Annotated in this window: 12 protein-coding genes; 2 read left to right on the top strand and 10 right to left on the bottom strand. The window is 29.5% G+C overall.

Annotated elements, in window-relative coordinates; all coding sequences use genetic code 11:
- Positions 1-48: 48 nt before the first annotated feature.
- Positions 49-714 carry a hypothetical protein gene (locus KQI88_RS16160; RefSeq protein ID WP_216419087.1) on the bottom strand — a complete coding sequence of 222 codons (666 nt, stop codon included), beginning with the start codon at positions 712-714 and terminating at the stop codon, positions 49-51.
- Positions 715-842: 128 nt separating this feature from the next.
- Between KQI88_RS16160 and KQI88_RS16155 the strand changes: the two genes are divergently transcribed.
- A complete protein-coding gene (locus KQI88_RS16155; protein ID WP_216419085.1) occupies positions 843-2,270 on the top strand; it encodes a hypothetical protein in 1,428 nt (475 codons plus the stop codon).
- A gap of 20 nt (positions 2,271-2,290) precedes the next feature.
- Here the strand turns inward: KQI88_RS16155 and KQI88_RS16150 are convergent, their stop codons facing one another.
- From KQI88_RS16150 to arsD, 9 genes are all read right to left on the bottom strand, one after another.
- A complete protein-coding gene (locus tag KQI88_RS16150; protein ID WP_216419083.1) occupies positions 2,291-2,581 on the bottom strand; it encodes a DUF3343 domain-containing protein in 291 nt (96 codons plus the stop codon).
- A gap of 136 nt (positions 2,582-2,717) precedes the next feature.
- Entirely contained in the window at positions 2,718-4,598 is a 1,881-nt protein-coding gene (gene htpG, locus KQI88_RS16145) for a molecular chaperone HtpG (RefSeq protein WP_216419081.1), read from the bottom strand.
- A gap of 215 nt (positions 4,599-4,813) precedes the next feature.
- On the bottom strand, positions 4,814-5,500 hold the full coding sequence (locus tag KQI88_RS16140) for a helix-turn-helix domain-containing protein (protein WP_216419079.1): 687 nt from the start codon (positions 5,498-5,500) through the stop codon (positions 4,814-4,816).
- A 462-nt stretch (positions 5,501-5,962) separates the two neighbouring features.
- Positions 5,963-7,036 carry an ACR3 family arsenite efflux transporter gene (gene arsB / locus KQI88_RS16135; protein ID WP_216419077.1) on the bottom strand — a complete coding sequence of 358 codons (1,074 nt, stop codon included), beginning with the start codon at positions 7,034-7,036 and terminating at the stop codon, positions 5,963-5,965.
- Between the two features lie 70 nt (positions 7,037-7,106).
- A complete protein-coding gene (locus KQI88_RS16130; RefSeq protein WP_216419075.1) occupies positions 7,107-7,508 on the bottom strand; it encodes an arsenate reductase ArsC in 402 nt (133 codons plus the stop codon).
- 34 nt (positions 7,509-7,542) lie between these two features.
- Complete coding sequence (locus KQI88_RS16125) at positions 7,543-7,860, bottom strand: ArsR/SmtB family transcription factor (protein WP_330655453.1); 318 nt, start codon at positions 7,858-7,860, stop codon at positions 7,543-7,545.
- A 98-nt stretch (positions 7,861-7,958) separates the two neighbouring features.
- On the bottom strand, positions 7,959-8,297 hold the full coding sequence (locus KQI88_RS16120; protein WP_246579341.1) for a hypothetical protein: 339 nt from the start codon (positions 8,295-8,297) through the stop codon (positions 7,959-7,961).
- A 99-nt stretch (positions 8,298-8,396) separates the two neighbouring features.
- Entirely contained in the window at positions 8,397-10,145 is a 1,749-nt protein-coding gene (arsA, locus tag KQI88_RS16115) for an arsenical pump-driving ATPase (protein WP_216419073.1), read from the bottom strand.
- Positions 10,146-10,169: 24 nt separating this feature from the next.
- A complete protein-coding gene (gene arsD, locus KQI88_RS16110) occupies positions 10,170-10,544 on the bottom strand; it encodes an arsenite efflux transporter metallochaperone ArsD (RefSeq protein ID WP_216419071.1) in 375 nt (124 codons plus the stop codon).
- Positions 10,545-11,188: 644 nt separating this feature from the next.
- Here arsD and KQI88_RS16105 point away from each other — a divergent pair.
- Positions 11,189-12,379 (top strand): DNA polymerase IV, encoded by a 1,191-nt coding sequence (locus KQI88_RS16105; RefSeq protein ID WP_246579340.1) that lies wholly within the window; start codon positions 11,189-11,191, stop codon positions 12,377-12,379.
- Positions 12,380-12,399: the final 20 nt, after the last annotated feature.

Below are 12,399 nucleotides of genomic sequence, written 5' to 3'. Positions count from 1 at the left end.
CTATATTTTTAATAAAAAGCTACCATTATGGTAGCTTTTTATTGTTATTTACATAAATCCAAGAGGTATATCTTCCAACTGTGGTGGGAAGAAAGGTGGGAAGTCTTCCATTTCGAATTCATCGCATATATCTGTTGGTAAGAATTCTTCACACTCAGGTGGTGCAGGACAGAATCCAAACTCTGGAATAAGTAATTGTACTTTACCAACTACTTTAATAATCATGAATACTCCGATAGTAAATATTAAGACACCATCATCAAATATAGGCTCAGTTAATGATTGTGATAGAGTTTCAACTACAATCTTAAATGTAAATTCATCTCTTGCGTCTGGAATGAATAGAACTATATCTTTTTGGATTGGTGGCAATTCACCAGCAATATTTTCAATAGCTCCTGTTGTTGTATTTCGAATTCTTACTGTAAAAGTAATTTTTACTTTAAATCTTACTCTTCTAAAATTTGGTCTACTTGGTATATCTGTAATTACTAGTGTTCCATTTATAATTTCTCCTGGGTTAAATACAACATCTAAAAATTCAAATTTAGATGGGCAATCATGTGGCAGTCTAACTCGCACATTTTCAATGCACTCTCTTTGTTGACATTGGAAGTATACTTTGTCAACTATTACACATGCAGTAACGAAATCTGGAAAATATGGGTCGTATGGACTTTGTTGTAATAAGTTAGAATCAAGATTTAACGGCATAGGTTTTCCCCCCTCATTTTATTTTAAATCTCAATATATTAATAATTTTACTTGTAATATCATAATATGGAGTAAGTTAATATTTGTGATTATTAAAAAAAATTTTTTTTAAAAAGGATGTGAGTTCTATGCAACTGACTGCTGATCAACAATATTTAGTTAAAACTAATAAAAATTTAACCTACCATTTTTTTTTAAGTAATGATAAGTCATTGCATTATAGTATATATGCTAACAACAATACTCTCCTAGAAAATAATCTATTAGTTACCTCTATTGTAGATTTTTCAGTAACAATTGATAGACGTGAAAAAATTCATCTTATTTGTGTCACTAAAGAAGGAGATTTATTATACTATATAAATCAAAATGATAAGTGGAATTATAAAACTATTTCAAAGTTCGATATCAAGTCCAATATATATAGATATTTAACGTTATATGTTAATAGTAGTTATACACACATTATCTACACAAAAACAAATTTACTTACTCCTATGTTATCTTATGTTGAACATATATATTGGAATGAAACTGGTATAGATAGACTTGTAGTTGGAAATTACCTTCACGGAAAATATCCTAGTCCTCTTCAGGTTTCTATAGATAGCTTGAAAAATCTTCATTTAGTATATAAAGTATATTATAAAAATAATCATCAACTATACTATAATAGATTTAACCTATCTACTAAAAAATGGAGTATTAGTGAGTTAATAACCAATTCACAAGAAGACCATTCTCATCCTTATATATTCATAGATAAAAATGATAATCTTCATTTGGTTTGGTGTACTATACAGCAAAATAACTTTATATTGAAATACAAAAAAAAGACTAATGTAATTGACCCTAGATCAAAGTGGTCTAATACACAAATATTGTCTAATAAAAATTCAAATAACCATTCTCCTATATTAATCCAAGAGTCAAATACATTGAAAATTTACTGCAAACAAAATAGCCAAATTATTGAAATTATATCAAAGGACTTCGGACATTCTTGGGAATCAGTAGGTAATAATCTATATAAAATAGAAGATTCTAAGATTATTAGATACTCTAGTAGCCCAGAAATAGATGATAACTTTTTTATTAAACACCTTTATGGAAATATTACAGATAAAATTGAGATTGTTGGTATAGATCTGTTTAATAGCATAGAGAATGAGACATCTATAGACCCTGAAGTTTTCAAACCTCAAGATCCTATTATAAGTAGTATAAAAGAAACCGAAGAATATGAGTTAAAAAATCCAGTTGTAAATTCAGCATCCACAAATGATTTTTATACAATAAAAAATGAAAATGATCAATCTACTGAAATAATAAAAGAGCTACTCTCTAATTATAAAATCTTAGAAATGCAGCTCTCTGAAATAGAAGGTAAAAAACAAGAGTTTGCGAAAAATATCGCTGATTGTGAAATAGATTTAAATTTATTAGAAGAAAAAATAGTAGATTATAAAAAGCACATGTTAATATTACAAGATAGACTGAATAATCTTCCTACTAATAATAATATGTTCCAACGTTTTGTGAATTTTTTCAAATAGATTTAATCTGTATACTATATTTATTTTAAATCTAACTTGTTTAAGGTTCTTTTTCCGTTTTGTCGATTAATTTCATATATATTCAATATCTTCCTACTAGATTTATCGGCTAGATTTTTCAAAAACTCATAATCCTTTAAATCTGTAAATTTAATAGAGTAACTACAACCTGCCTTTATTTTACATGGTGTGGATACTAACTCGTATTGGATATAATGTTGTCTACTTAAATACTGATATAGTTGTATAGCGTGGTTTCTTGATTCGAACACAGCAATATAATATTTATCTTTCATATATCTACGCTCCATAGTGTTTCCTCCTATACACTTAGTTAATATAATGTATGTATTTTTTTGTTTAGATGATACAGTTATTTAACCGTATCTTCTTTTTTTTATTTAAAAAGCCACATTCAAGAGAATTGCTCTTGAATGTGGCTTTTTGCTAAATCATTAGTTTGCAAATATCATTAGTAAACTCTACTGGATCATTAATTTGTAGTCCTTCAATAAGTAAAGCTTGATTATAAAGTAAATTAGTAAATAAAACAAATTTCTCTTGATCTTTTTCGTAGGAGTCCTTTAGGGCTTCAAATACATTGTGATTTATATTAATTTCTAATATCTTATCTGCTTTAATATTTTGATTGTTTGGCATTGCATTTAATATTTTTTCCATTTCGATTGAAATTTCTCCATCATTAGTCAAACATACTGGATGAGATTTCAATCTCTTCGATATTCTTACATCCTTTACCTTATCAGATAATATAGTTTTCATTCTTTCAAATAATTCCTTATTGGCTGTATGTTCAGTGTCTAAATTATTTTCATTTTCTTGATCTTCAATACCTAAGTCGCCAGCGGACACAGATTTAAACTCTTTTTCCTTATAAGCCATTAGAACTTTTAATACAAATTCATCAATTTCCTCTGTCAGATAAAGAATTTCAAATCCTTTTTCTGTTACCAACTCAGTTTGAGGCAATTTTTCTATTCTTTCATTAGATTCACCTGTAGCATAATAAATATATTTCTGATCGTCAGCCATCCCCGAAATATACTCATTTAAAGTTACAAGTTTCTTTGCTTTTGATGAATAGAACATTAATAGGTCCTGTAGCATGTCCTTATTGCTTCCAAAGTCACTGTATACTCCATATTTTAATTGTCTGCCGAAAGATTTATAGAACTCTTCATATTTATCTCTATCATCCTTTAATAAAGCTAACAATTCATTTTTTATTTTATTTTTAATGTTTTTTGAAATTAATTTAAGCTGTCTATCGTGTTGTAACATTTCTCTAGAAATATTTAAAGATAAATCCTCCGAATCTACCATTCCTTTTACAAAGCTAAAATAATCTGGAAGTAAGTCTGAGCACTTATTCATAATAAGTACACCATTAGAATATAACTCTAATCCCTTCTCATATTCCTTTGTATAGTAATCAAAAGGTATTCTTTCAGGAATAAATAAAATCGCATTATATCTTACAGCACCATCAGCACTTATATGAATATGCTTAACAGGCTTATCAAATCCATAGCGTTTTTCAGAATAAAAATTAGAATAATCTTCTTCAGTAAGTTCGTTTTTATTTTTTCTCCAAATTGGCACCATACTATTAATCGTTTGCTCTTCTACATAGTCTTCGTATTCATTTTCACTACCTTCTTTGAGTTTCTTTATAGTGACATTCATTTTAATTGGATATCTTATAAAATCAGAGTATTTCTTTATTATATCCTTTAATCTATATTCTTCTAAATACTCATCGTATTTTTCATCTTCTGTATTCTCTTTTATTTTTAGAATAATTTCTGTTCCAATTGTATCTTTTTCCCATGGTTCAATAGTATATCCATCTATCCCTTGTGACTCCCATTTGTATGCCCCTTCACTATCAAGAGCCTTGCTAATTACAGTCACTGTTTCAGCTACCATAAATGCTGAATAGAAACCAACTCCAAACTGTCCGATTATATCATATCCATCTTTTAATTCATTTTCCTTTTTAAATGCTAAAGATCCACTTTTTGCAATAGTCCCCAAATTATCTTCTAATTCTTCTTTTGTCATTCCTATACCAGTATCGATAATTTTTAATACTCTGTTTTTTTCATCTAAAATAACCTTTATGTAATAATCATCTTTATCAAATTCTAAGGTATCATCAGTTAATGCTCTATAGTATATTTTATCAATAGCATCACTAGCATTGGAAATTAGTTCTCTCAAAAATATTTCCCTATGAGTGTAGATTGAGTTAATCATTAAGTCTAGTAATCTTTTGGATTCAGCCCTAAACTGTTTTGTTTCCAAATAAATCTCTCCTCTCTCAATAAAAATTTTGACTATAATAAAAAAGTAGTATAGCATTATATTTTGTTAGCACTCTCACACATCGAGTGCTAACTCCTAACTTTTATATATCATATTACATTTTTTTTGTCAACAATAACTCTACTAAAATAAAGATTTTTTATCTTAATTAGTGGTATTAGTTATAGCAATTTAATAGGTTTAGTCATCACTTTTTATCCTAACTCAAACTCTGCCTTTATACATTTTCCAATTACTTTAATTCTGCTTAATTCTGTAGTAACTAGATCCTCTCCTTTAACTCCAGTAGAAATGATTACTTTATTATTTGATTCTTTTCGCAGTTGCCTAATCATCTTTTTATTGTTAATTTCAAATAAATAAATACAATTATTTTGTATTTCACTTGTCAAATGAATTGTAATAATATCATCTTTTTTTATACGAAAGACTTCCATCTTATTATCTGGCGATTTAATAAACAATACTTTATCCCAGCTATAGCCATCTATTTTTTTTCCTAGAACAGGCAACTCTTTATAGCCTACTATTTTATTATTATTTGTTTCATATATAGGAAATTTCTTAATAATATTAGCCAAAGCATCGGACCACTGCTCTGTAGGCTCCACAGTATAAAACTCATCTTTATTATTATTTTTACGTTTTTTTTCAATAGAAGTAACCGGCTTTTCTTCATTTTTATCTTCTTGATACATAAACTCTAATTTCTCTCCTAATGCTTCTAAAATATTCTCAGCTACTTTTTCATTAACCACTTTTTTGCCTGATTCTATTTGAATAATATAACTTGCTGTTAAACCACACTTCTTTGCTAATTCTTTTTCTGTAATTTTTGCTTTAATTCTTGCCTCTTTTATTTTTGTAGCAATACGACTCATATCCACACCTCTTTCATACTTTATAATTATTGGAAGTATTCTATTAATAATAATTATATTGCTAATACAGGCTTAAAACAAGCAGAACATATATGATCCATCCATTAATGTGCTGTTGTTGTAAAATAAAGTTGTACAGAACTTTTTACTTAAAACATAGTTAATTGCTACTTATATTTCAAATTACTTTTTTATAAAGTTGGGAAGATATTTATTTAAAACCATCTATTTTTTAATATCATTCCGAAAAAACAAAAACTACACCTTTCATAGATGTAGTCAAATAATTATTGAACTATTTATTTCTTGATTTCTTCTCATCTTTATAAGCCTTGCAATTTCGTCTAAAAATTTATACTCATAACCAAGCTGAGAAAAATAAATAGTCACCTCATTAATCATCTCTATTTTTTCTTTAAAATTAGATTTTTTTGTTCTTCTCTTATTTGTTCCAATTTTATATTAGTTTCCCTTACTCACTTCGGGAAACCAATGCCTTGTACTGTTAGCTATTTTAACCAATGCAAGCATTACTGGTACTTCTACTAATACTCCAACTACTGTAGCTAAGGTTGCACCAGAATTTAATCCAAATAGTGATATTGCTACTGCTACTGCAAGTTCAAAAAAGTTACTTGCTCCTATCATTCCAGCAGGTGCTGCTATACTATGAGGCAGTTTCCAAGCTTTTGCCCATCCATAGGCAACAATAAATATAAAGAAAGTTTGAATTGTTAATGGTATAGCAATTAATGCAATGTGTAGAGGATTACTTAAAATAACATCACCTTGGAAGGTAAATATAATAATTAATGTTAATAATAGTCCTATAATAGTTACATTATCAAACTTCTTTAAAAATACATTTTCAAAATATTCTATTCCCTTATTTTTTACAATGTATTTTCTAGATAAGTATCCACCAGCTAATGGAATAACAATAAATAGAATTACAGATAAAAATAAGGTTCCATAAGGTACAACTACATCTGTTACTCCTAGTAAAATAGCTACAATAGGAGTAAATGCAAATAAAAGAATAAGATCATTTACTGCTACTTGTACTAGAGTATATGCAGGATCTCCTTTAGTTAAATGTCCCCATACAAATACCATTGCTGTGCAAGGAGCTGCTCCTAGTATTACTGCACCTGCTAAATATTCATTTGCTAATGCTTCAGGAATTAAAGAGCTAAATACTACCTTTAAGAAAAATGCTGCAATTGCATACATGGTAAAAGGTTTAATTAGCCAATTTGTAACGCAAGTTACAATTAATCCTTTTGGTTTTCTTGTAGCTTCTACAATACTAGTAAAATCAATTTTTAGCATCATTGGATAAATCATTAACCAAATTAAAATTGCAATTGGAATAGAGATTTCATAATAGGTAAACTTATTTAGTACTTGAGGAACTATTGGTAAGAACTGTCCTATTGCTACCCCAATTACAATGCAAGCTGCTACCCATACTGTTAAATAAGTTTCAAAAAAACCTAAGCCCTTTCCTTTTTGTTCAATGCTTTTATTACTCATTACACAACCCCCCTGTTCAATATAATTTATAATTGCATTGTTCCTTATTATTATGGACTGTATTAATAATTTACAGTTCCTTATTTTCTACTCTTTTAATAAGGTCTTCTACTTTAGTTTTAATTAGATCTCTCGTATTTCTAAATCCTTCAATAGGACCGCCTGATGGATCTTCAAGCCCCCAATCTTCAGTATGGCTACATGGTACAAATGGACAAACTACATTACAACCCATGGTAATAAGAATATCTACTTCTTCTGGAATATCCGTTAAAAGCTTAGGATAATGCTCACTCATATCAATACCTGCTTCTTCCATTACCTTAACAGCTCCAAGCTTTACTTCGTGATAATTTTCTGTTCCAGCTGAATATACTTCTAGTACATGATTCCCTAATTTTTTGGCCCAAGCCTCTGCCATTTGAGATCTGCATGAATTATGGACACATACAAATGCTACTTTTTTCTTCATATTAATCCCACCTCTCACCTTGATTTAAATCAATTTAAGTGCAGTCTTTATTATATCCTTCACATATACAACCCTCTTTAAAGGAAGTTAGCTCTCTAATAAACTGTTGAAATTCATCTACCTTTTCTTGATTAATTGAATAAAATACCCACTTTCCTTCTTTTCTTGCCTTTACAAGTTCGCATTGTTGTAAGATTTTCATATGATGAGAAATAGTTGGTTGAGTTAAGTTTAAACCATCCATAATATTACAAGCACAAAGTTCTCCACATGAAAGCATATCTAAAATAAGCAATCTATTTTTATCGGCTAAGGCTTTTAGTAATTCTACTTTATCTTCTATTGTAATCACCTTCCTAATATATAACTAAATATATAACTAAATATATAACCAATGAGATAAGCCATCACTTGCCATAACATCGATAACTTATATTAAATGAGAAAATTTTATATTCTTTTTAAAACTTGATATGCTTTAAACTGATCAACCTTGCCTGAAAAGGCAGGCTTTCCATTTATAAAAGTAATCGGTAGTTGATAACCTTTATCTATAACTTTTCCTTCATTCTCATAATCAGTCAAATCATCTTTCTCTAAGTCAATAAATGTCATCTCGAACTTATCCTTAACATCTGTCTCTTTAAGGAATTTATAAAGCTCATCATACATTTCTATTGTTGTTAGATCCTCACTAGGTTCGCAGCTTGTGCTTGGACCGCAGCAACATGGAGCTGAAATAACTTCATCTTTGACTCCAAACATTTGGACTTTAATTTTTTCTTCCATTAGATCTCCTCCACTAATTATCTTTATTGAATTAAGTTCAGCGGGAGTAAAAACTCCCTCTGAACTAAGTCTTACTTTATTAACCTACTTAGATCGATTCTATTTTAAAAGCTTACTTAAATTTTCACCTTTTACTTCTTCTGGAATCCATTCTATAACCGCAAAATTACCTTTTGATATTTCATTTACCTTGTTAATCCACTCTACTTCATTACTTGCTTTTACCTTTAAGATATCATTTGTCGTATTAGTTGCATAAAAGCTTGAGTTAATAACCCACCACTTAACATTAATACCTGCTCTATTCAAGTCTTCTTTCAGCCTCATAGCTTCATAAACTGGTGTAGTTTCAGCAAGTGTAACAATTATAACTTCAGTTTCTTTTTCATCTCTTAGCTTAGGCAATAGTTTCTTAACAGACTCTGGTATATCTCCTTGTGATCTTTCTATTTCTCTATGATAACTTTGAGTTGAATCTAATAATAGCAGTGTATGTCCTGTAGGTGCTGTATCTATTACAACAACTTCATTTTCTGACCTTTCAACTATTTCAGCAAATGCTCTAAATACTGCAATTTCTTGAGTACATGGAGATCTTAAATCCTCTTCAACATAGGCTATATCATCATTACTCATTGTCTCTCTTGCTTTACTTAGTACTTCTTCTTTATACTTTTCTAGCTCTTTTTTCTCGTCAATATTACTTAGAGTAATACCATAGCTTTCCTCTAAAACAAACTTTAAGTGTGCTGCTGGATCAGTAGTTGTTAAATGTACTTTCTTACCTTCTTTCGCTAACTCTTGTGCAATTGTAGCTGCTATGGTAGTCTTACCTACACCACCCTTACCCATAGTAAATATAACTTTCTTATTAGATTTATACAAATCTTCTATTACATCATTTAAATTAGGAATGCTACTAACATTTAATGTCTCAGCACTATGTTTGATAATGTCACTCTTGAAAAAAGCTCTAACGTTTTCTATCCCAGTTACATTATAAGGTCTTAATGGAATTTCAAAAGTTTCTATTGTTTTAAGTCCTTCTGGTATATCATCTAATGCTGCCTTTTGTTTTGTATAAATAGCAGTAGAAAGCTCATCGTCGTGTGTCTTTAATACTCCATTAACTACTAAAAGTTGATTATTTACACTTATATCCTGAAGTTCTATAGAAGCTCTTTCAGCTTCTTTCAGAGCTGCTACTTCAGGGCGAGATACTAGTATAAGTGTAGTTTTTTCACCATCAGCTAGATTTTCTACTGCATTTTTATAAACTTCTTTTTTATCCTCAAGTCCTGATAGCTGTCCTAAACATGACGCACCATGAGTATTTTCGCTAATAAAGTTACTCCATGCTGAAGGAAGTTGAAGCATCCTTAATGTATGACCTGTAGGTGCAGTATCGAATATAATATGATCATACTCTTTTGCTGCTTTTTCATCAGTTATAAAACTAGAAAATTCATTAAAGGCTGCTATTTCAACTGTACATGATCCTGAAAGCTGCTCTTCCATATTTGTAAGTACTGCTTCAGGAAGCTTTCCTCTGTATGGAGCTATTACACTTTCCTTATATTCTGCTGCTGCTTTTTCTGGTTCAAAATTTGCTACTACTAAATTTGGTACTTCCTTTATAGGAACACCTTTGTTATTTAATTCTGTACTAAATACATCTTGAAGATTTGAAGCTGGATCAGTACTTATAAGCATAATTTTTTTACCTTTATCAGCTAAAGCTACTGCAATAGCACATGCTGTTGAAGTTTTACCGACTCCACCTTTTCCTGTGAAAAATAAGTACTTAGTTAAGCTAATTTCTGTCACATCAAAATTTTTAAATGACATATAAATCCCTCTTTTCCTAGGTTATTAGCAACAGCCACTATTAGGATCACAGTATCCTTTAGATGTATTTTTATCAGGTGCTTTTAGATAATCTTCTGCAACCTCTAATAAACTGCAAAATTCTTCGTTTGTTGGATAGCCTTTAGTTTTTACAACAACTCCATCAACCATTATAACTGGCAGGATCTCTATGCCTTCTTTATCTAACATATTATTTATTTCTTCATTTTGAACAAATATTAAAGGATTACTAGTTAGGTTGTGTCTTTCAACTATTACTCCATTATTCTTTAAATTATTAATTACAGTAGAAATTCTTAATAGCTCCTTATCAACAGATGGACCACAAACTCCTGTAGGACAACACATAGCCGGTTCAAATATTATCATTTTTTTCATGCACAATCACTCCTATTCTTTTATTTTAATTGGCCTTTAGTTTTCTAAATAGCCAATTTTTATATAATTTCCTAACTCACATAGATGACCATCTATGTATAGTATAGATGATCATCTATGTATTGTCAATATAATCCAACCATTTTATTATTATATTTTTCTAAAAATATATACCTATCCTTTATGGACACTGTATTGCTCTGTGTCTATAAAGACACGATCTATTTATTCAATTAATCTTTCATCTTCCTTCAATGGTACTAAAATTCCTCTATATTCTAAATGGAATTATAATTACAATTATAAACTCATAAAAAAATCCACATGACGTGGATTTTTTAACATTGTTATTTTTACTAACTAAGACTAATTTTACCTATCAAGTTATAAAATAATTTTGGCTGTTTATCTTAATATGAATTTTTTATATAGTTATCCGAATTGATATAAACTATTGGTTATGTTATTATTTTACAGTGAAGAATTTTAAAATTTGATTTTGTGACGATAAATTTTATTTTCTAACTTTATTCCACATCAACAATTGCAGCAATAGTTAGCAAGTTTATTAATCAATGAGCAAGTTTATTAAACAGTATACGACTTTATTAAATATCACCAGCTATAATTAATAAGTAAAAAATATGAAAGGAACGATTACAGTGCAGAAAGTTATATTTCTTGTTGATATGAATGCTTTTTTTATATCCTGTGAGATGACAAGAAACCCAAATCTTCTTGGAAAACCAGCGGCGGTAGCAGGAGACCCACAAAAACGCACAGGAATTGTTCTAGCAGCTAACTATGAAGCTAGGAAATTTGGTGTAAAAACTGCTATGGTTCTACATAAGGCTTTAAAACTCTGCCCTGATATGATTTTAGTCCCTCCAGATCATAACTTCTATCAGAAGAAATCAAATGAAGTTATAAATCTATTATTTAACTATAGTCCTATTGTGGAGAAAAACAGCATTGATGAAGCTTGGCTTGATATGACTGGAACTGAAGGATTATTCGGAACCCCTTTTGAAGCTGCAAGCAGAATTATGGAAGATATTAAAGTAAATCTTGATCTTTGGTGTTCTATAGGAATATCTGAAAATAAATTTCTTTCTAAAATGGCATCTAATATGAAAAAACCACTAGGTATCACAGAACTCTGGCAAAGGGACATTGAACATAAATTATGGCCACTTCCAGTCAGAGCTATGTATAGAGTAGGAGAGAAAACTTCTGATAGGCTTAATAGCTTAGGAATCAAAACCATAGGTGACCTAGCTAAATTTGATAAAAATTATATTCAAGAAATACTTGGCAAATCTGGCATGGAACTTCATCAATATGCCAATGGTATAGATTTTTCACCCGTTAGATTAGAAGCTCAAGATGATATAAAATCTATCGGACGATCTACAACCCTTCCTGAAGATCTAGTTGATATAGACAAGTTAAAGTATATTCTTATGAAATTATCTGAAGATGTTGGAATGACAGCAAGGAAGCATAATAAAAAAGGCCGCATTGTTCAGATTATATTAAAATTTTCAGATTTTGAGGTTATTACTAGACAAACTACAGTATATCCTACTTACTTTACAAATGATATATTCAACGCTGGTTATAATTTACTTAAAAAGAATATACATACTTATAAAGCCGTACGATTAATAGGCATTAGCCTTGGTGGATTTGAAGAGAACTATTCATCAGAGCAAATATCCCTTTTCAATATAGATAAAGATGATAGACATGAGAAAGTTGACGAGGTAATGGACAAAATAAGGAACAAATATGGTTTCGAGAAAATAAGTAGAGCATCTTTAATAAAAAAGTAAAAAGTTCAATTAAAATAATA

The organism is Alkaliphilus flagellatus (assembly GCF_018919215.1).
Lineage (GTDB): Bacteria > Bacillota > Clostridia > Peptostreptococcales > Natronincolaceae > Alkaliphilus_B > Alkaliphilus_B flagellatus.
This window is presented reverse-complemented; position numbering and strand designations above follow the sequence as displayed.